General features: G+C 61.0%; 14 protein-coding genes. 5 read left to right on the top strand and 9 right to left on the bottom strand.

Annotated elements, in window-relative coordinates; all coding sequences use genetic code 11:
* Positions 1 to 7 precede the first annotated feature (7 nt).
* Entirely contained in the window at positions 8 to 556 is a 549-nt protein-coding gene (locus CMG77_RS09800) for a YaeQ family protein (protein WP_024459472.1), read from the top strand.
* Here the strand turns inward: CMG77_RS09800 and sbcB are convergent.
* Positions 553 to 2013, bottom strand: a complete 1461-nt coding sequence (gene sbcB, locus CMG77_RS09795) for an exodeoxyribonuclease I (protein WP_286805997.1) — start codon at positions 2011 to 2013, stop codon at positions 553 to 555. The two genes, CMG77_RS09800 and sbcB, sit on opposite strands and share 4 nt — an antisense overlap.
* 101 nt (positions 2014 to 2114) lie before the next feature.
* On the opposite strand from sbcB, the gene can reads away from it, so the two are divergent.
* Positions 2115 to 2744 (top strand): carbonate dehydratase, encoded by a 630-nt coding sequence (gene can / locus CMG77_RS09790; protein ID WP_123636796.1) that lies wholly within the window; start codon positions 2115 to 2117, stop codon positions 2742 to 2744.
* Between the two features lie 8 nt (positions 2745 to 2752).
* On the opposite strand, the gene CMG77_RS09785 is transcribed toward can, so the two are convergent.
* Positions 2753 to 5398 (bottom strand): putative bifunctional diguanylate cyclase/phosphodiesterase, encoded by a 2646-nt coding sequence (locus tag CMG77_RS09785; protein ID WP_286806000.1) that lies wholly within the window; start codon positions 5396 to 5398, stop codon positions 2753 to 2755.
* 194 nt (positions 5399 to 5592) lie between these two features.
* Between CMG77_RS09785 and CMG77_RS09780 the strand changes: the two genes are divergently transcribed.
* Entirely contained in the window at positions 5593 to 8169 is a 2577-nt protein-coding gene (locus CMG77_RS09780; protein ID WP_286904298.1) for a glycoside hydrolase family 9 protein, read from the top strand.
* Between the two features lie 75 nt (positions 8170 to 8244).
* Here CMG77_RS09780 and CMG77_RS09775 read toward each other — a convergent pair whose 3' ends face one another.
* The 4 genes from CMG77_RS09775 to CMG77_RS09760 form a co-directional block, all read right to left on the bottom strand.
* Entirely contained in the window at positions 8245 to 9102 is an 858-nt protein-coding gene (locus CMG77_RS09775; protein ID WP_024459468.1) for a transporter substrate-binding domain-containing protein, read from the bottom strand.
* Between the two features lie 214 nt (positions 9103 to 9316).
* Positions 9317 to 9658 (bottom strand): 4a-hydroxytetrahydrobiopterin dehydratase, encoded by a 342-nt coding sequence (locus tag CMG77_RS09770; protein ID WP_286806003.1) that lies wholly within the window; start codon positions 9656 to 9658, stop codon positions 9317 to 9319.
* Between the two features lie 125 nt (positions 9659 to 9783).
* On the bottom strand, positions 9784 to 13425 hold the full coding sequence (locus CMG77_RS09765; RefSeq protein ID WP_286806005.1) for a glycosyl hydrolase: 3642 nt from the start codon (positions 13423 to 13425) through the stop codon (positions 9784 to 9786).
* Between the two features lie 318 nt (positions 13426 to 13743).
* Positions 13744 to 14556 carry an SDR family oxidoreductase gene (locus CMG77_RS09760; protein ID WP_286904297.1) on the bottom strand — a complete coding sequence of 271 codons (813 nt, stop codon included), beginning with the start codon at positions 14554 to 14556 and terminating at the stop codon, positions 13744 to 13746.
* A gap of 124 nt (positions 14557 to 14680) precedes the next feature.
* Here CMG77_RS09760 and argS point away from each other — a divergent pair, with 124 nt between their 5' ends.
* Positions 14681 to 16420, top strand: coding sequence for an arginine--tRNA ligase (argS, locus tag CMG77_RS09755; protein WP_286904295.1), 1740 nt, complete (start codon positions 14681 to 14683; stop codon positions 16418 to 16420).
* Here the strand turns inward: argS and CMG77_RS09750 are convergent.
* From CMG77_RS09750 to CMG77_RS09740, 3 genes are all read right to left on the bottom strand, one after another.
* Complete coding sequence (locus CMG77_RS09750) at positions 16404 to 16733, bottom strand: YqcC family protein (protein WP_286904293.1); 330 nt, start codon at positions 16731 to 16733, stop codon at positions 16404 to 16406. The genes argS and CMG77_RS09750 overlap by 17 nt on opposite strands.
* Positions 16730 to 18853: an ATP-dependent DNA helicase DinG gene (gene dinG / locus CMG77_RS09745; RefSeq protein WP_286904291.1), complete on the bottom strand. Its 2124-nt coding sequence runs from the start codon at positions 18851 to 18853 to the stop codon at positions 16730 to 16732. The genes CMG77_RS09750 and dinG overlap by 4 nt, the downstream gene beginning before the upstream one ends.
* A 2-nt stretch (positions 18854 to 18855) precedes the next feature.
* Complete coding sequence (locus CMG77_RS09740; RefSeq protein ID WP_502691829.1) at positions 18856 to 19770, bottom strand: 1-acyl-sn-glycerol-3-phosphate acyltransferase; 915 nt, start codon at positions 19768 to 19770, stop codon at positions 18856 to 18858.
* 466 nt (positions 19771 to 20236) lie between these two features.
* Here CMG77_RS09740 and CMG77_RS09735 point away from each other — a divergent pair.
* Positions 20237 to 20933, top strand: a 697-nt coding sequence (locus tag CMG77_RS09735; protein ID WP_286904287.1) for a GGDEF domain-containing response regulator, incomplete at its 3' end; no start/stop codon positions are given.

Below are 20933 nucleotides of genomic sequence, written 5' to 3'. Positions count from 1 at the left end.
GAGACCCATGGCCACCAATGCAACCGTGATCAAGGCACGCCTTGAGATAGCCGACATGAACCGGCACTACTACCAGAGTCATGCCCTGACCCTGGCCCGGCACCCGTCGGAAAACGACCAGCGCCTGATGGTGCGGCTGCTGGCCTTTGCCCTCAATGCCTCCGATGACCTGACCTTTTCGAGCAGTCTGAGCTCAGAGGACGAAGAGCCGGAGCTGTCCCGCCGGAACCTGGTGGGCGACATCGAACTGTGGGTGGCCTTTGGCACTCCGGATGAGAAGTGGCTTCGTAAAGCCTGCAATCGCGCCAGACAGGTGCAGGTGTTCGCCTACGGCGAGAACAGCGTCCGGGTCTGGTGGCAGCAACAGGAGCGGGCCCTGGCACGCTATCGCAACCTCAGTGTCAGGGCCCTGCCAGATGAGGCGCTGCAGCAGCTCGCTGGCATGGTGGAGCGCGGCATGGTTCTGCAGTTCAACATCAGTGAACAGGATGTCTGGGTGTCCAGCGACAAAGACAGCGTCGGGGTGCACCTTGAGTGGCTCAAGGAGATTGACTAAGAGCCCATCGCGTCGAGCTGTCCGCGCGCGTAATGCTCCAGCGCGACCAGGACCCGCTCCTGCTCTGCACTCACGCCTTCGGCGCGCAGCGCCCCAAGTCTCGCCAGTAACTGGTCCCAGGTCAGCCCGGCACCCGCGGCCGGATCGGTCAGCCGCCGATAGCAGAAGTCGCGCCACTGTCGACGCTCTTCGTCGGAGAGGCTGTCCGGAAAATGCCGCCCCCGGTAGCGGAACAGCAGCTCCGGCAGGCGCTGGTCATGAAAATCAAACACATTGGCCGCGAGCGCCTCGGGCTGAGCACGGCGCAGCTCGGTCATCAGCTTCTTGTCATGGTCATCAAAAAAGCCGTCGTATAGCTGCTGATCGGGATCGGTGCGCGGCTCGAAGCCCGGCGCCCGATAGATGCTCTGCAACTTGGCCCGAAGCCGTTGCTGCTCACTGAGGGTCAGGTCGGCCAGTTGCCGCCAATGAACTTCCGCCTGGGCCTTGTCGATACCCAGGCGCCGAGCGGTGCGCTCATCCAGGGTGTTGGCCGGGGCGATCATCGGCGTCTTGTTCAGGTGCACTTCTTTGAGCGCTGGCCGCCGCGTGCCTTCCGGCAGGTCCTCTGAGCGGGTAAACAGGCGCTCACGTAGGGAGTCCTCCGAGGCCGACAGCAGATCCTCGGGCGATTCCGACAGATCGAACACGAGCACGCTGTTCTTGTTCGCCGGATGCAGCGCCAACGGTAGTACCAGCGCCGCGTTACCGCGTTCGGCCGGGTACATGCCGGAAATGTGCAACAGCGGGCGATGACCATCAATATCAATAAACCCGGCGGCAAACCGTTTGTCCCGCAGGCGATAGGCGTGCTCATACAATTTTGGCTGCCGATCCCGAACCAGGCGGGCCATGGCGATGGTGGCGTACACATCTGAGAGTGCATCGTGCGCGGCGGCGTGATCCAGGCCGTTGGCCTCGGTCAACTTCTCCAGTTTGAAGCAGGGTTTACCGTTGTCGTAATCCGGCCACTGGATACCCTCGGGCCGCAGTGCCCGGGTCATGCGCACTACATCAATCAGGTCCCAGCGCGAATTACCATTGCGCCACTCGCGCTCATAAGGGTCGTAGAAATTGCGGTACAGGGTATAGCGGGTTACCTCATCATCAAAACGGATCGAATTATACCCCACGCCACAGGTGCCAGGCTGGCCCAGCTCCGCCATGATGGTGGCAATAAACTCCGGTTCGGCGACGCCTTTCTCCAGCGCCATTTGCGGTGTAATGCCGGTGACCAGGCAGGCTTCCGGTTTGGGTAGACAGTCGACCACTGGTCGGCAGTAGAGCATCAGGGGGTCGCCGATGATGTTCAGGTTTTCATCGGTGCGAACGCCGGCAAACTGGCTGGGACGATCTTGGGCGGGAACCTCACCCCAGGTTTCATAATCGTGCCAATACAGGGTTTTGGACTCACTCACCGCCGCGCTCCTCACACCAGAATGTGTCGACACTTTACCACCCGGCTCCGTTCAGGCCTACCGGCTGCTATAATCCGCCGAACGACGGTAAAGGAGGCTGCATGCCCGAACTCGAAGAACTTTTCCAGAACAACCGTGCCTGGGCAGACCAGATCAAGGCGGAAGACCCGCAGTTTTTTGCCACCCTGTCCAAGCAACAGGCACCGGAATATCTCTGGATCGGCTGCGCGGACAGCCGGGTGCCGGCCAACGAAATCGTCGGTTTGATGCCCGGGGAGCTGTTTGTCCACCGCAACGTCGCCAACCTGGTCATTCAGACCGACCTGAACTGTCTTTCGGTCATGCAGTTCGCCGTCGAATACCTTAAAGTCAAACACATTATGGTCACTGGCCATTACGGCTGCGGTGGAGTCAAAGCGGCACTGGCCAACCAGCAGTACGGGTTGCTGGATTACTGGGTGCGCAATATCCGGGAGGTGTATCTGAAACATCAGGACGCGATGGATGAGATCGCCGACGACACCCAGCGCCTGGACCGGATGTGCGAGCTGAATGTCATGGAGCAGGTGGCCAACGTCACCCACACCAACATCGTACAGAACGCCTGGAAACGCGGTCAGGAGCTGACCGTTCACGGCTGGATTTACAGTATTGAGGACGGCATTCTGCGCAACCTGATGAAGCCGATCACCGGCATCGAACAGGTTGACGAACGCTATCGGATGATTTGACCGGTGCCCTACTCGGGAGTCAGCCAGCGCGCGGCGAATCGCTGACTGTCCAAGGGGCGGTCGTAAAGGAAACCCTGAGCCCGATCACACCCTAGCCGGGTCAAGGCGTCCGCCTGGGCCCGGGTTTCCACCCCTTCCGCCACCGTCATCATGCCCAGGCTGTGCGCCATGGCCACGATCGTGGTCACGATGGTGTAATCACTCTGATTCTCGAGCATATCGCACACGAACGACATGTCGATCTTGAGGGTATCCGCCGCAAATCGGCGCAAGTAACTCAACGACGAGTAGCCGGTGCCGAAATCATCAATCGACAAGGCAAAGCCCGCCTGGCGCAAACGCTCGGTGATTTCAACCGCGAGCTCGGGATCACGCATAAACCCGCTTTCGGTCAACTCCAGACCGATCGCCTCAGGGGGGACCGGCGCCGCCATCGCTTTGATCTCTTCAGCCAGAGACAGGTCAGTAAACTGAAGCGCCGAGATATTCACCGACAACCGCCCCGGAAAGCGCAAGCCCTGAGAATGCCAGGCGGCCCACTGGCGACTCGCCGAACTGAGCACCCAATGCCCGAGCTCCTGAATCAGGCCGCGCTCCTCTGCTAGCGGAATGAACTCCGATGGGTTCACCCACCCCCAGTGCTCATCCTTCCAGCGACAGAGCACTTCCGCACCCACCAGAGCACCGGTCACCAGGTCGACCTGGGGCTGATAATGCAGGGTCAACCGGTTCTCCACCAGGGCCCGGGCGAAACGCTCCGCCAGCGCTCTACGGCGATTGAGCGCCTCGGCGATCGACACATCGAAGATGCAGGCATCGCCACCACTGCGCTTGGCCTCATGCATGGCTACACTGGCACATTGGAACAGATCGGCCGCGGTCATTGCATCCACCGGGTAGCAGGCGGCCCCGATATTCACATCGAGCGAGAACTCCCGCCCTGCCGCGTAGACCGGGCGGGCCAGGCACTGGTGGCAGCGCTCTATTACCGCGGGCAAGCCGTCGGCGCCCAAATTGGGTACCAGCAGGGCAAACTCATCACCGGACAGGCGCGCCAGAAACTCATCGACCCGGCATGCCTGTTCCAACCGACGGGCTACCGCGGCCAGCAGTTGATCGCCGGTATCGTGGCCCAGGACATCATTGATTTCCTTGAAACGTTTCAGGTCGAGGAAAACCAGGCTTAGGGATTCTCCGGATTGTTCGGCGTGCTGCAGGGCGCTACCGAGGCGCTCCATGAAGTGAATTCGATTGGGTAGTGCGGTGGTACCGTCGACATAAGCCAACTGATAAATACGCCGGTCATTGGTCTGGCGTTCCAACTCCCCGGCCGCCCCCACCGCCAGAATTCGGAGCACGGACGTCGCCAGGTTCAGATCCGGGGTGGAGTGACTATAAATCACCATCAGGGAGCCAATCGGCTCACCGTTGGCGCTGTCCAGGCGCCGCCCTACATAGCTGCGGGCCAATACAGGCTGCCCTCCTCTCGGATGGGGAATACGGATTGGCGGATCGAACGCGCCGACACTCTCGCCTTTGGACAGCACTTCCGCACAATGAGAACCTTCCAGCCGATAGTGAACATTTTCCACCGGCTGACCGGCTACCACCCGCGCCAGAGTCTCCATCTCATCGTCACCCTGAAGGGTAGCGACAAACCCCACGTCGGCGTCCAGCGCGCGAGTCAGGTGAAGCACCAGTTGCTGAAAGAAGTCCGCGCCGAGACGACTGGTAATCGCCGTCGCCGTCTGCACAACCGCCTCCTGAACCCGTTCGGATTCATGCTGCTCGGTGATATCGGAGATAAACCCCTCCAGCAACACCTCGCTTCGGTCGGGGCTGAACACCCCCTGCCCCTGCTCCCACACCCAGCGTACCTCGCCGTGCGCATTGATCAGCCGGTAGACCACCCGGTACGGCCTGCCTGCGGTAACGCAGGCCTGAACTTCTTCATTAACCCTGACCCGATCGGCCTGATGAATGAGTTGCACAAAAGCGATCTGCTGGCTCTCAATCAACGCTTCGGGTGGATAGCCGGTCAGTACACGCGCGCCCTGGCTGACAAACTCCATGGTCCAATCGGCGTCGTTACGGCAACGGTAGGCCATCCCGGGTAGATGATTCATCAAGGTGTGTAGCCGCCGTTCGCTCTCCAGCAGCGACTCCTCGGCGCGGCGTCGTCCCAGCTCAGCGCCAGCCTGAGCGGCGGCGATACGCAGCACTTCCTCGGCCACACCGGGCAACACCATGGGCGCATCACTCAGCAGCGCGATCAGCCCCATCGCCGATCCGTCCTGGGAGGTCATGGGAAACCCGAAATAGCCCTCCACCCGCATTGTCTGCAGCATTTCATCATCGGGAAAGTGGGAGCCTACGCTCGCGGGGTAGAGGCAGGCGCTGGAGCCCACCACGGTCTCACAGGGGCTGCCCGCCAGAGGGTAGGAAAAATTGTCGACGGGCTGCCCCCGGGACCATACGGCCAGGGTGCGCGCCTGAGCCAGCTCGGGAAACACTTCGGCAATCAGAGCGTGATCGACACCCAGAAGCTCGGTCAGACGCTGACAAAGATTCAGAAAAAAATCGGGCGAGTCGTTGAGTGCCAGACTGTCAGCCAACTGCCGGAATACTTCTTCTGCCGAAACGTCTGACTTCACTCAACCCCCTGGATACATCGCTGGTAGTGACGGGGATATTAGCGAAATACGCCAACTTAGCAAGCGACAAGTGCTCTGAGAGCCAGCCACAGAGAGGCCTAAGTTGACTTGCGCGCCAAAGCTGACTTATGTTCGCACTGACAACTACACTACGCCCAAGTATTCATAATTCCAATAACCGGAGACCCAGTCCCATGCATACCCGGCAGATTCTATTCGGTCTGGCCCTGAGCACAGCGCTCAGCGGCTGCGGCAATTCCTCAGACACCCCGGCACCGTCCCAGAGCGGCTTCGCCCTCAACGACCAGGGTTACTTCGAGCAACAGGGCGTCGGCCTTATGGTGTTCCAGGACACCTCGCCCGAGAGCCGACAAAGTGGACTGATTCTGGTCAGTCACGACAACCGCCTGGCGTCCAATGGCGACCTGCGCCTGGAGTTGACCCCGGGGCAATGGTCTCCGGTGCCCCGCCTGCTGAGTCGCACGGTGGACCGGGAAAATGGCGAAATCGTGGCGACACTGAAGTACCCCGACGAACGCCAGCACCGCACCGGGTTCAATCCGCTCGACTACCCGGACCTGACCCTGGAGTACGACCTGCGGGTTCGAGCCGAAGGGGACGACCTTCTGGTTCAGGTTGATCTCAAGTCGCCGCTTCCCGAGGAGTGGGCCGGAAAGGTGGGCTTTCAGTTGGAACTCTACCCCGCCGACCTGTTTGGCAAGAGCTGGATCATGGACGACGCCACGGGTATTTTCCCGCGCCAACCCTACGGGGTGACCGCGCCGGCCGACTCGACGCCCACACCGAAAATTGTCTCCGACGGTGAGCGGGCCGGCCTGGTCCCGCTGGCGCACCACCGCGCCCAGCCTGCCCCTCTGGCGAGCGGCCAAAGGCTGACCGTAGCGCCGGAGTCCGACCCGATGCGCCTGCAGATTGAGAGCCTCAAGGGGGAACTGCAACTGCTCGATGGCCGGGTCCAGCACCAGAACGGCTGGTTCACGCTGCGCAGCCCGATCGAGGCGGGCGCCACCACCAATGCCGTATCCTGGCGAATCCCCCCCAACGTGGTGGATGGCTGGCCCCGCGAGCCGGTTATCCAGCACTCCATGGTGGGTTATCACCCCGAGCAGAATAAAGTGGCGGTGATTGAAACCGATCCGGACGCGCCACCGGGTGACCCCTTGCGGTTGCTGAAGCTGGACGCCAGTGGCGCTCAGGAGGTCTTCTCTCAGGCCCCCACCCTGTGGGGCGACTTCCTGCGCTACCGCTACTACCAGTTCGACTTTTCCTCGGTGCAGGAGGAGGGGCTGTATCAGTTGGCGCTCGGCGACACCCGCAGCCACCCGTTCCGCATCGCCCGCAATGTCTATGACCAGAACGTCTGGCAGCCCACCCTGGAGTACTTCCTGCCGGTGCAGATGGGCCATATGCGGGTCAAGGAAAAGTACAAGCTCTGGCATGACGACAGCCACCGGGACGATGCCCTGATGGCGCCAACGGACATCAACCACTTTGACGGCTATGTCCAGGGCAGCAGCACGCTGACGGACTTTGCCCCCGGCGAGCATGTCCCGGGGCTGACCCGCGGCGGCTGGTATGACGCGGGGGATGAAGATTTCCGCATCGAGTCCCAATCCGGCGAGGTCTTTATTCTCAGTGCCGCCTACGACGAGTTTGGTATTCAGCACGACAACACACTGATTGATCAGGAACTGCGCCTGACCGAACTACGCGAGCCCGACGGACGGCCCGACATCCTGCAACAGATTGAGCACGGCCTGCTGACCGTCGTGGGCGGTTACGAAGTACTCGGACGGCTGTACCGGGGCATTATCGTGCCCACCCTTACTCAATACGTCATGGGCGGCGACTTCTCCGGTCAGACCGACAACCTGATCTACGACAAGACGCTGGGCCGGCAGGAGCGCACCGCTACCCATTCGGGGCTACCCGATGATCGGTGGGTCTTCACCGAGGAAAACCCCGCCCGGGAGTTCGATGCCATCGCCAACATTGCCGCCAGTGTCGGCCCCATGCGCGGCTATGACGATGACCTGGCCGAGCGTACTCTGGCGGCGGCCGAAGCTTTGTGGCGGGTTGAGCGGGCCGTGGAGAGCACCACTGAGCGCAACGAGCAGATCCGAGCCGCCGTCGAGTTGTTCCGCACCACGGGGAAAGCCGAGTACCGCTCGTTCCTGCTGAATCAGCGCGATCATATTCTGGATCAGTTCCGCCAGATCGGCTGGGCCGTGGCCCGGGTGGTTCACGAGCTGGACGACCCGGCCCTGACCGACGCCATGCGCAACGCCGCCGCCGAGTACGATCGGGAGCTGCAACAGAAAATGAACGCCACGCCCTACGGACTGGATTTTGAAATGCAGCTGTGGGGCCGGGGCTGGACATTGCAGCACGAAGGCGTTGCCCAGTACTTTTTACACAAGGCTTTCCCCGAGGCGTTCGGTAAGGAGTATCTGCTGAACATTCTGCACTACGTGCTGGGCACCAACCCCGGGGCCAATGCCCAGTCCTACGCCACCGGGGTGGGCGCCAAGTCCAAGCGCGCCGCCTACGGTCTGAACCGCATGGATTACAGCTATATTCCTGGCGGTGTGATTGTGGGGACGGCCCTGATCCAGCCGGACTTTCCCGAGTTGAAGGAGTTTCCCTACCTTTGGCAACAATCGGAGTATGTACTGGGTGGCGGAGCCAGCAACTTCATGTTCCTCGCGCTGGCCGCCGACCGGCTGCTCAACGCTGAGACGACCGACTGACCGGGCCCTGCGTCTCAAGCCGACCACTGGACGCCGCGCTTGCGCGGCGTTTTCCGTATCGGCCCGCAGCGTCGATCAGGACGACGGCACCAGCTCTTCCAGAGACAACCACAGGCGTGGGTCACTCAGCGGCGTCTGCTCAGTCAACGCGCGGTTCTCCAGGTAGAAAACCTTACGCTGGGCAATCCCCGCCCGATTGATAACCGACTGCACCATGGGACTGCTTCGAAACAGTTGATCAAAACTGCCATCTTCAACGGCGCGCATCAAACCCCGTTCAAGTGCCTGGGCCAACTCGGGGTGCTCGGGGGTAACAAACAGGTAAAACGGCATGGGGTAGACCAGCATAATGTGCGCGTCGATGCTCAGCTCGAGTTCCGGCCGGTTGCTCACCTCACTCCACGGCTCGTGCACTCCACGAGGGAATAGCTGAAAGCGTTTGGCGTGCACCATTTTTATCAGCCGATCAAAGCTTTCCTCGCGCACATCGAACCCATTGTCTTTCAGAATCCGGGAATCCGGCCAGCCCACTCCCTGCCCGTAACTGAAGGCTCGCAACTGCTCGAGGCTTTCCACCGCTTTCAGCTGTTCGATATGCTCAGGGTGAGTGATGAATATCCGGTGCCCGATCAGTCCCTTGTAAAGTGGAATACGCACCGGCAGCAAGGTTTCTTCCAGCTCACGGGAGGTCGCCGACCACATGATGTCGATGCGCCCTTCCCGGGTATCCCGCTGTTGCCGGGCGGCGGTCAGGTTGCCAGGGTGGATTTCCAGGGTATAGGCATAGCCGGCTTTGTCCAGGGCCAGGCGGATCATGGTTTCGGTATAATGGGCGTTGTGATCGCCCCGGGAAACCATATGCAGCACCTCCCGAGCCTGCAACGGTGCCACCAGGCCCGCCCACAGAGCCAGGACTCCGATTACAGGAACCATAACTCGCCACATAGCCGACCTCCAAAGGTCTCCATGATGAAACAGACCGGCCTCAGGGACCGGCAACCTGGCACATATTACAACATGAAGGCCGTGCCGTGCACCACCAGGGTGCAAGGCAGGACTGAGGGAGTCAGCGCGAAGGGTATTTCAGATCATCGGCCCTCCGGGAGTGAGGCAATGCCCCGCCAGGAGGACCCGCTAAGAGGACCGTCTAGGAGGAATAGACCCGGTCTGTCTTGGCCGCCATGATGAAGTCATTGTGGTGCAGACCACCGATCTTGTGGGTCCACCAGTCAACGGTCACCTTACCCCACTCGGTCAACAGCGCCGGGTGGTGATCGGCCTCTTCCGCCAGGTCACCGACGCGCTGGGTAAACGCCAGGGCCTCGGCAAAGTCCTTGAACTTGAACACTCGCCTGAGGCGTTTTTCGCCATCCACTTCAAGCGACTCCCACTCTGGCGCCTCAGGTTGTAACTCCGCAATCTGCGCGTCGGATAACCGGGGGGCATCGGCCCGGCAGGCCTCACAGGTCTGGTTGGCTAACGTGCTCATAGCGCCTCCTTAAAGGTCAGAAATGCGTGGGCGGTGGCCACCACCTGTCAAGACAGTAGCGCACCGCCGGCGGGACCGTCAAACACCCTCCCTGACCAGGACCGGACGCAGTCCCGCCCGCCCCATCACTCAATCACAAAGCGGTGGGGCTCATTGTTGTTATTGCCCTCGCCGCGAGTCGCAGTGCTGACGGTAAAGTAGTAGGTCAGCGTCGTTCCGGGGGTTTGATCGGGGATCCGGACCTCGTAATGGCCATCGTCCACAGCGGTCATCTCATTCCAGCCCGGCGTAAAGCACCAGGCCCAATTCAACGCTTCCTCGGTCGTGAAGGTAATGATCACATCGCCGCCTTCATACCGGGCGCTTGTGGTGTACTCGACAGGCGCCCCGTTGGGCAGGACCGCTTCGTCCGAGTAGGCCACCGACGACGAGCTGGAGGACGATGAGGGGCTGCTCGATGATGAGACATCCGACGCACTGCTTGACGAGCTGCTGGATGAAGCAGCGCCCGGCTCGTAGCTGGCCAACGCCCAGACATTGTCCGTCGGCCCGGGATAAAACACCTGGCCACTGTCGGGCGTATAGGTGTAGAACCGGGCCTCCACCTGATCACCGATCGAATAGGCGCCGTCGCGAATCGCTGAATAAGTGAAAGTGCCATCACCGTTATCCGCTACGCCGCCAGCCTGGGCGTGCAGATCGATCACCACATAATCCTGAAGACCGTTACGGCGGGTAAACAGATGAACCTGATTTTTCTCTTCATCCAGGCGCAGGCTGAACCGCACCGCTCCGTCGCTCAGGGAGGTAATCTGGATCTCGCCAGTCTCGGGCATTGGTGGCGTCGAGCTACTGGCGTCGGAGGACCTGGCCGAGGACGACGTGCTGCTCGACGAGCTTTGGGAGTGACTGGACGAGGAGCTGCTCTGAGAGTGGCTACTAGACGAACTGGAATCACTGGATGAGCTGTCAGAACTGGAAGACGACTGGCTGCTACCAGAACCCCCGGAGCCCGGAGTGGCATACTGCGCTTCGGACCAGGCACCGTCACCAAAGTGATTGGTCGCTCTGATCTGAATGTAGTATTCGGTTCCGTTTTGCAGGTTGGTCAAGGCGTAATCGGTCGCATCGCCCGCCGCCATGATCGCCGTGTGCGGCTGCCCCACTTCACCGTAAGCCACCTGATATTCAGTCGCGCCATCGACCGGTGAAAAATTCACCCGCAACGCCGAGTTCTCAGCGGCAACACGGTTGAGTTCGGGCGCCTCTGGCACATTGGAGTCCGGTATCACGGCCTGCTGCACAACCAATTCACCAGGCCCTACCGGCACCACAACACCGTCATTAAACATAACGTCCTTGGCATTGCTCAGATCCGCGTTATAGACCACATAGGTTCTGAGATCGCCATCATTGAACACCGCGACGGTGGGATGGTTGGTTGAATACACGCCCCGGTCGATACGGCCATACTGGTCAAACGTTTTGATCCAGGAAAAGGTGTTGGCCAGGGAGTTGCCCACTTCGGTGCGCGCCGCGGGGCCACTGACCGATGACGCCATAAGGCCCTCGTTTGCGTTGAAGTTGGCCAGCGCCCCATCGGGGTCGTAAGCGGCCTGAAAGGCATAGAAAATGGCATCCCACTGGACAAACTGGTCCACACTGTTTTCCAGGAACTCGTAATTCGCCTTTACGTTGTCGGGGTATTCCCCAAGATAGAGCGAGCCGGACTGAATCGGCAGCAAGATGATGCCGTGCATGGCCTCGGGGCGGGCACTGAACCAGGTGGCATAATCGGTTTTACCGCCCCAGATGAGTGACGCCATGGGCTTGGTAAAATCCTCGTGCAGGTTTTCTTCATACACGTCGTTCCAGTATTCCTGAATGGCGGTTTTTTCCGTGGTGTACAGATAAATGCCCGCATCCCGCATGGCGGTGTTGCCGGTCAACTCACCCCAGAGAATCATGGCCGTCCAGGCGTTCATCGCCTCGGAGGAGGACTCGTTGTTATTCCCCGCACCGAAGCGCGAGTGCCCGGACGCCCAGGAGTGGCCCGCATAGATATCGAAGTTGCGGAGAAAGGGAAACATCGCCCCCTCCGGCGTCGAGGATTGTCCCGGTCGTTCCCAATTGGCGTAATCCCGAATCAGCAATTCAACCATGCCACCAAACTGCGCCGGCGAAGCCCACTCGGGTTCAACGCGGGCAATCTCGGCCGCCGCTCGCACAAAATAGCCGTAATGAAAATGATGGTCGTTAAGCTGGTCGATGCTTCCAAAGCTGGCATCGATACCCAACATCGTTCCCCAGTGGTCATTGTAGTAAAACAGGTTTTTGGCAAACGGCGAGGGTTCCAGATCATCAATCACATCCGCCTTCAGCCAGCCTTCCAGACGCCACTTGAGCTCATCGAGAAACTGCTCCCCGGCGTCGGTGTTACCGGACTGTCGAGCCAGCGGCACCAGGGTAGCCAGCTTGCCGAGCCGCTTCCCGGTGTAATAGGTATCGCGGTGGGTGAACGTCTCTCGACGCACGGATTCAACCAGCCCCGACAGCCGTTCCAGATCAGCCTCGCTCTCGAGCCTTGGCAGCTCCGGAATAACCCCCTGGAACCTCGCCCGGGTGGTAAAACCATTGCCCTCGGCCAGCTTCATATCACCGCGCGGCGTGTAATAGGCATCCCCGGTAAAGGTCACACCGTCGGCCAATTTGCGCCACTGGTGCGGATACAATCCGAACAACGTGCCAGGCGCCTCGCTTTCGACATGGTTTTCCGTTTCGACCTGATAGGTGGTGACCACGGCGCTCTCATTCTGACGGTAGTCCCAACTGACCTCCGAGTGCGTCACGTGGTTGTAGGCGTACCGCTCAAACAGTGCCAGGGCGTCTGGATCCGGCAAGGCCGCGACACTGAAGTAACGATCTGTCTGGGGTAAGTTGGCGGTAATGGTGGCCGTGCCCAACCCTTCCCAAGAGGTCCCTTCCGGCGCAAAAGCCGCGTAGTGACGCCCCTCCACGGTGAACCCCAACACCGGTGTGTTCTCCGAGCCCGCCCAGACCTGCGCGACGGCCGCATCGGGGGCGGTACTGTCGGTGGAAAACTCCAGCGTCGGATTCCCGGTTTCGTAGTGGGCAAACACATAGGGTGACCCATGCCCGAAAGTCAGGTCCATGGACGCGCCCGGTGCCTCCATTCGGGTCGTCACAAACCAATCGCTGAAATCGTGAACCTTCGCGTTCAGGTTGTCATCGGCGGCACTGTTGCCCAGAACGAAATCCAGGTCTTTGAAGTAGACCGTATCAAACAGCGGGGTGGGCGTACCGTCCACCCACTCTTCCACCGGGTCTGGCATGGCTCCGACGAAGGCATAATCCGCCGTCCAGTAATCACTCTTGTTTGGAGAATAAAGCCGCATCCCATTGCGTTGCGCTTTCAGTGCGAACGGATGGGCATAACTGACGTTGTGGCTACCACGCGTCCCCCAATCCAACCAGGGCTCGTTCACCCCCGCCCACACCAGAGAGCTCCACCAGTCGTTGGTCGGGATCGGTTGCCCCTCAAGGTTGGAGGTAATGTGCTGCGTCTGCTGCACATCCCGGTTGTCCGGGATCGCGGCATCGACTCGACTATCCCATTCGCTGAGATAGCTGCCTGCCCCGACACTGACCGCACTTTCGGTGGGCGTGGTGCTCGGTGGTGGATAGTTCTGCGCGGTAACTGATGTGGCAAAAAACAGAATGCCGAATCCCAAAAGGCGCCTATTCATAGCGGTGACCTCACTCATTGCTGTCATTATTCGGTTTATTGTCCGGCGGCAACGTCATCCCTTGGTTGAAGCTTCAGGGCGTGGCCCTGGCCGCCTGAGGAGGTACTCTGGCAGAATGGTCGCGAGTGTTCGTCCCAGTTTAACGATGGTCAGAAAAGGTGGGGCGTGTCAAAACAGGCAGCGCGCGATGCGCTGAGAAGACAAGGGGTTTCAGGAGATTGTGAGACGCCTCGGGAGCCCGTGCCAACAACCACCGGCCCGCTGGGCAGGCGTTGACACTCCCGCTCGAACATGACACTCCGAAGAGCGGGTTGTGGGTCAGCGCTTGAGCGCTTCCGCCAGGGCATCGCCCACCCGCGAGGCGCCCGACAGCGACCAACCGCCATCGACCGGCAACACCGCGCCGGTAATGAAGTCGGCATCCGCGGAGGCCAAAAACCGGCAGGCCCGATAAATGTCCTCCGCCTGTCCGAGCCGTTTCAGTGGTACCGATGCGGCAACCTGTTCCTGTAGTTCGGGTGAGGGGGCGAGACGTTTCATGCCCTCAGTGTGCTCGATCGGGCCGGGGAGCACCGAATTTACTCGGATTCCTTCCGCCCCCCACTCCTGGGCCAGGGTTCGGGTCAACATATCCACCCCCGCTTTGGCCGCACAGACGTGGGACTGCCCCACCATGGGCAGAACCGCCTGGGGGGCTGAGATCTGAATAACCGATGAGGGACGGCGCAGGTGGGGGTAGACCGCCTGAAGTACATGAAAGCTGCCCAGAAGATCAATCTCCACCACCGAGCGAAAGGCATTGGCCGACATACCCGAGGCCAGCGCCGGGAAGTTGCCCGCCGCACCGGAGACCACCACATCCAGAGGCCCCCACCGGTCGCAGAGCCCGGCCACCCCCTGCTGCAGGGCTTCAGGGGCACGGACATCCGCCGTGAACCCCTCGGCCTCGGCGCCCAGNGCTCGCAGCGCNTCCAGGGTGGCGCGCACCTTGTCTTCGGAACGGCTGACCACGGCGACTCGAGCCCCATCGCGAGCAAAGCCCTCGGCGATGCCGCGATTGATCCCACTGGTTCCGCCCACCACCAGGACCGTCGGTGCCTGGCCATTCTGACCGTTCAGTCGCTCAGTCATCGGGTCTCTTCCTCCGGTTTGCACTCTGACCGCCAATTTATGCCTGAATAGTAGCAGCAATAGATGACACACGCCGAGCTGGCCGGTTACAATCCCGCGTTCGCCCAAACCACACATAGTGACTATGAATATTCGCGATTTACTGAACCACAAGGTCCAGCAGGCCATGCTGTCTGCTCATATCCCCTTCCAGCACCCCCCGATGGTCTCTCCGAGCAAAAAGCCCGGCTTTGGTGACTANCAGGCCAATGGCGCGATGGGCGCNGCCAAGGCCATGAAGACCAACCCTCGGGAGCTCGCNGGTGAGATCATGCGCCACCTGGAGCTGGACGGTATTGCGGAGAAGGTCGANATTGCNGGNCCCGGGTTCATCAATATTCACCTGGCACCGGAGTGGTTGAGCCAGCAGNTGGGNAAGGCGGCCGATGANACCCGNCTGGGCATCGCCCCCGTGGCCGAGCCACAGACGGCGGTGGTGGACTACTCCTCCCCGAACCTGGCCAAGGAAATGCACGTGGGCCACCTGCGCTCCACCATCATNGGNGACGCTCTGGCCCGCTTGTTGAGCTTTCAGGGCCACCAGGTCATCCGCCAGAACCACGTCGGCGACTGGGGCACCCAGTTCGGCATGTTGATCGCCGAGCTNGAAGANCAACTGGCGGANAATCGCGAGGCCACCATGGCCCTGAGCGACCTGGANGTGTTCTACCAGCAGGCCAANCGGCACTTCGACGANGANCCGGCGTTNGCCGACAAGGCCCGGGACTATGTGGTCAAGCTGCANTCCGGGAATANCGATGTGCTGGCNCTNTGGGAGCAGTTCCGCTCGGTCTCCCTGGATCACAGTCAGGAGATCTACGAAAAGCTGAANGTCACCCTCCGCCCNGAGGATGTGCGCGGCGAGAGTTTCTACAACGACGATCTGGCCCCNCTGGTGGCCGAGCTCGAGGAAAAGGGGCTTGCGGTGGAGGATCAGGGCGCCAAAGTGGTGTTCCTGGAGGAGCTGGCAGACAAAGACGGCAACCCCTCACCGGTGATCATTCAAAAACAGGGCGGTGGTTATCTCTACGCCACCACCGATCTGGCGGCCCTGCGCTTTCGGGCGGGCGAACTGGGTGCCAACCGCTTGATGTACTTTATCGATGCCCGCCAGTCCCTGCATATGCAGCAGGTGTTCACCGTCGCCCGCAAAGCCGGCTTCGTNGGTGAGAACGTCAGCCTGGANCATCACGCCTTCGGCACCATGATGGGCTCGGACGGTAAACCGTTCAAAACCCGCAGCGGCGGCACCGTCAAACTCGCCGAACTGCTGGATGAGGCCGCCGAACGGGCCGCCGCACTGGTTCGGGAGAAAAACACCGAATTGAGCCCGGAGGCCATGACCGAGATCGGCCGCAAAGTGGGNATNGGTGCGGTCAAGTACGCGGACCTGAGTAAAACCCGCACCAACGATTACGTCTTCAACTGGGATGCGATGCTCAGCTTTGACGGCAACACCGCCCCTTACCTGCAATACGCCTATACCCGAGTGCGCAGNATTTTNCGGCGCGCCGGCGTNCANCCGGACAGNCTGTCCGAGGCGATTCAACTGGTGGANNCCGAGGAGCGGGCGCTGGCCATCAAGCTGCTGCAGTTCAGCGAGGCGCTGGATCAGGTGGCCCGGGATGCCATGCCGCACCTGCTGTGCACCTACCTGTACGACCTCGCCAGCCTGTATATGCGCTTCTACGAAGCCTGCCCGGTGCTGAAAGACGGGGTTCCTGCCGAGTTGCGCGCCAGCCGNCTGCGCCTGTGTGATCTGGTGTCACGCACGNTGGCNCAGGGGCTGGAGCTGCTGGGTATTGAGGTTATGGAGCAGATGTAACCAGGATATCGATCCGCTCCAACACCGCAATCACGGCCTCGCCGCTTTCCGGGCGAGGCCGGAAATACTCNTCCGCCATGGGCGAGACCGAACAGCTCTCCGGCAGCNCCATCCGGTGCTCCACCAGCCGATACAGCCTGGGAATGAACACGAACTGCAGCCACTGGTACAGCTCCAGCGTATCCACCGCNAACGGCTGGGTGCTGGCCAGGGCTTCGGGGTTTGGCGGCGNCTCATCCCACANGGCGAGCGCGCGCAACTCGCGCTCAAGCTCAAACAGGGTTTCGGCCAACTCTCTGTGAATATCGGTCATGCAATCACTCGCTTGAAAGGCGGTAATGAATTGAGCAGCGCNTTGCCATAGCGCTTNGTGACCACGCGNCGNTCNAGCAGCGTNATCNTGCCGCTGTCGCTCTCATTGCGCAGCAGACGGCCACAGGCCTGAATCAGGCGCAGCGAGGCGTCCGGNACGGTGATCTCCATAAAGGCATTGCCGCCCCGGGCCTCCACCCATTCGGCCAGCGCCGCTTCGATNGGATCATCCGGCACGGAAAAGGGCAGCTTGGCAATCACCACGTGCCGGCAGTANTCGCCCGGCAGGTCCACNCCCTCGGCAAAGCTCGCCAGACCAAACAGNACNCTGCCCTGCCNCGCGTCNATCCGCTCCCGNTGGGTATCGAGCATGGCCTGCTTGGACTTGTCACCCTGGACCAGAATGCGCTCGCGCCACTCATCAGGCAACTGNTCGTANACATCGAGCATCTGTCGACGGGAGGAAAACAGGACCAGACTGCCCTCACCCGGGTNNAGCAGATCGGGNAGCCCNGTGACCAGGGATTCGGTGTGCCGNAGGGCGTCACCCGCNTCCACCGCCCAGGCCGGCACTTCCAGGCTCGCCTGGGAGAAATCNAACGGGCTGGGCATCTGCGCGTANTGGCTATCCTTGGGGGTACCGGCGCGCATCTGGAACCGGTCAAANCGCCCCAGAGCCGCCAGTGTCGCCGAGGTNACCACNGCGCCGCAGCAGCGGTACCANAGGCTTTTCGCCAGNGTACCCGCGGCCAGAATGGGACTGGAACAGACCTCAATATCAATGCCGGCTCCCGCNTCCACGGGGGTCAACCAGCGCGCCCGCGGCACCTCGTCTTTGTCNTCCGGAGTGGCGTAGCTGAACCAGAGCTCCCGGTTGGCCTCGGCCCGGGCCTGCCAGGCCCCNAGCGCCGGATAGTGCTGTTCGAGGTCCACTTTGGGCACCGGGCAGTGGGCATCNTCCATGGCTTCACTGACNTCCGCGACNATTTTATCGAGCAGGTCCGNCAGCCGGTCAAANCCCCGGTGCAGCTCGACCGAGGGCAACACCAGCGACTCCGGCAACTGCCCCCCGGGGAATCGATAGTGACTCTGNCGGTCGTCCAGGGCCACTTCCTGCGCCANCGCNTCCAGGGCCGGNTGCAGTTGCTCNAGCCGCTGCTTGCAGTCCATCAGGGCCGCCGGCAANTGTTCGGCAAAGCGGTCGACATTGCCCGCGCCACTGATGTGGCCCAGCATGGTNCCCAGCGCCTTGTTGCACTGATCCAGCCAGCGCACGGTGCTGACCACACGGCTGTGATGGGCAAAGTGATTCAGCGCCTTGGTGGGCAATTGGTGGCCTTCGTCAAACACGTAAATGCTGTCTTCGGGGCTGGGCAGAATGGCCCCGCCGCCGAGCGCCAGATCGGCCAGTACCAGATCGTGATTGGTGACGATACAGTCGGCGGTGTGCAGCGCCTCCCGGGCCCGGAAAAAACTGCACACCGACACGTTCGAGCAGCGACGGCCGGTACACTGGCGGTGGTCGGTGGTCACCCGCTGCCAATCCTCCTGCTCGATACCGTCGGGCCAGCTGTCGCGCTCGCCGTCCCAGCGGTTTTGCGCCAGGGCATCGACCATGGAGTCATAGATTTTGACNGCCCGCTCATCCACGGCGGGCAGCTCGTCTTCATACAGCGGACGGGTCGGGTCCAGGCCTTCGTGGATGGTGCTGAGGAGATTATCGAGCTTGCTCAGGCACACATAGCGCCCGCGCCCCTTGGCCAGGGTGAAGCTGAANGACAGNTCACTGTGACGCTTGAGCTCCGGCAGGTCTTTGTTCACCACCTGNTCCTGTAGCGCCACCGTTGCGGTAGACACCACGAGNTTTTTNCCCAGCGCNTTGGCGATGATCAATGCCGGCAACAGNTAGCCCACCGTCTTNCCGGTGCCGGTGCCGGCCTCGATCACACAGACATGCCCCCGGCNTTCGCGNTCGCCCTCNTCATTCAGCTCAATACCACCGAGGGTNCGNGCNATTTCGGCGATCATCAGTTTCTGACCGTAGCGCGCGTTCAGCTCCCGGTTCTGGAGGAACTGGCGGTAGGCCGTCTGAATCTGTTGTTTGACCGCGTCGGTGAGCATACTCAGCGCCGGTCGAGCTTGGCCGCGACCGGATTGGCGTACATGTCCAAGACCAAGGCGCGATGATCCGCCGGGATATTGGCCAGATGCAACTCAAACCGCTGACGCACTTCTCCCAAGTCCTCCGGGGAGAAGGTTTTGGGCGGATATCCGTACTCCATGTCCGGCAAGTCGCCATTCAGGCGCTCCCAGGCCAGACAGTTGGTCGCATGGAGAACGTAGTTGTCCAGAATCTGCCGATCGATCTCCGCCACCACCGCGTCGGTATCCTCGTAGTCTCCGTCGAGCACGTCCCCAAAAGCGACATGCACATGCCCTTTCTGGCCGGCGATGCCCATGGCGATGCTTTTCACATCTTCGTGCTCGGCCTTCTGGTAGCCACCACTGGTGCGCTGCTGATGCAGCTCACGAGCCTTGGCGGCATCACAGGGATCCCACTCGTAGGAAATGGAGACCGGGACGATCTTCAGTTCGCGGACGTATTCGGCAAAGGGCTGGCTCTTGGGTCGACTGAGGCTGAACATGCCCACGACCGCCGAGTTGGTCTTGTCCTTGCCGTCTTTGGCCCGCCCCTCGCGCTGGGCGATCCAGATATTGGCGTGATCTTCGGCAATTGAGTGATGAATGTAGGCGGACAGTTTCTTTGCAGCCTTGAGCTTCTCCCGCGGTGCGCGCGCCGAACGATTCACGATGAAGCTCTTGTTAAGCCGCATCAGATCCGACACATAGTCCTTGGTGAGCAGGTTGTCACCAATGGCGATGCGCAGGGTATTGAAGCCGCCGTGGTACAGGGTCCAATTCACAAACGCCGGGTCCATGGCGATATCCCGGTGGTTGCTGACGAACAGGTAGGCGCCGTTCGGGTCCAGCCGGTCCAGCCCCGAGGTGGTGAGCTCGGTGGTGGTATCGGCAATCATCCGCTGCATGTAGCCCTTGACCACCTCCTGAAAGCCCAGAATGGTGTCCACACCGCGCATCTGCCGGCGCATGGCTTTCTGCACCAACGGGCGCAACAACCAGCCCAGGGGACCGGCCGCCCGAGGGAACTTGAGACGCGCTACGGCGTCTGCCAATTCAGGGTTGGTCANTAATCGCTCCAGGGTGGGGCGAACTTCATGATCATCATAGGGACGAATATCGTCGAACTCGGTCATCACAGGCAGTCTGTAGGAGTCAGGTTAAATCAGGGCCGGAACGGCTACGGGGAAAATGGTCGCACAACATACCGAAAACCCCGCGAAAAAGCCAGTTCCGGGCCGTGATCCAGATCGAAATTCCCACCGAAGGCGATCGACCCTGAAGCCGTAAACCCGTAAACTTATTCCCGGGACAGAGGATCATAAAAGTCCATTCAACAATAACAAGCGAGATAGTCGTCAGCTCATGAAGATTTTGCTGGTCGAAGACAGCGCCACCTTGCGCCACGCCATGTCCCAGTACATCAGCGAGGCAGGCCACACGCCACTCATTGCCCGCAGCGGAGAAGAGGCGTTGCAGCTGCTGGAAGACACGCCGGTCGATCTGATCATCATGGATGTGGAGATGCCCGGCCTGAACGGCTTTGAAACCACGCGCCTGATCCGGGAGTGGCTCGGCGGACACTGGGTGCCGATCATCTTCGTGACCGGGAAGAACGAGGACGAAAGCTATCGCGAAGGGATTGAGGCCGGTGGCGACGACTATCTGATCAAACCGGTCAGCCCCGTGATCATCAAGGCCAAGATCCGGGCCATGGCCCGGATTGCCGAGATGCGCGACCAGCTCAACCAGTTGAATGCGGAGTTGGAAGCCCTCAGCCAACTCGACAGTCTTACNCAGATTCTCAACCGCCGGACGTTCAACGATCAGGCCAACCAACACTGGCGACTCGCGGTGCGTCATCAGACCCCCACCAGCGTACTGATGATCGATGTCGACCACTTCAAGCCCTACAACGATCACTACGGCCACCCGGCGGGCGACCGCTGTCTCAAGCAGATCACGCAAGCGATAAAAGGGTGTCTGCAGCGCCCCTCCGATTTGCTGGGCCGCTACGGGGGTGAGGAATTCATCGCCCTACTCCCGGAAACCGACCTGGCGG

It is taken from the genome of Marinimicrobium sp. (assembly GCF_002695945.1).
GTDB lineage: Bacteria > Pseudomonadota > Gammaproteobacteria > Pseudomonadales > Cellvibrionaceae > Marinimicrobium > Marinimicrobium koreense.
This window is presented reverse-complemented; position numbering and strand designations above follow the sequence as displayed.

Bases quoted from the DNA above. Each gene is read 5' to 3' on its own strand.
- CMG77_RS09800 (WP_024459472.1), top strand. From the start codon at position 8: ATGGCCACCAATGCAACCGTGATCAAGGCACGCCTTGAGATAGCCGAC.
- can (WP_123636796.1), top strand. From the start codon at position 2,115: ATGCCCGAACTCGAAGAACTTTTCCAGAACAACCGTGCCTGGGCAGAC.
- CMG77_RS09780 (WP_286904298.1), top strand. From the start codon at position 5,593: ATGCATACCCGGCAGATTCTATTCGGTCTGGCCCTGAGCACAGCGCTC.
- CMG77_RS09775 (WP_024459468.1), bottom strand. From the start codon at position 9,102: ATGGTTCCTGTAATCGGAGTCCTGGCTCTGTGGGCGGGCCTGGTGGCA.
- CMG77_RS09770 (WP_286806003.1), bottom strand. From the start codon at position 9,658: ATGAGCACGTTAGCCAACCAGACCTGTGAGGCCTGCCGGGCCGATGCC.
- CMG77_RS09765 (WP_286806005.1), bottom strand. From the start codon at position 13,425: ATGAATAGGCGCCTTTTGGGATTCGGCATTCTGTTTTTTGCCACATCA.
- CMG77_RS09740 (WP_502691829.1), bottom strand. From the start codon at position 19,770: ATGATTGCCGATACCACCACCGAGCTCACCACCTCGGGGCTGGACCGG.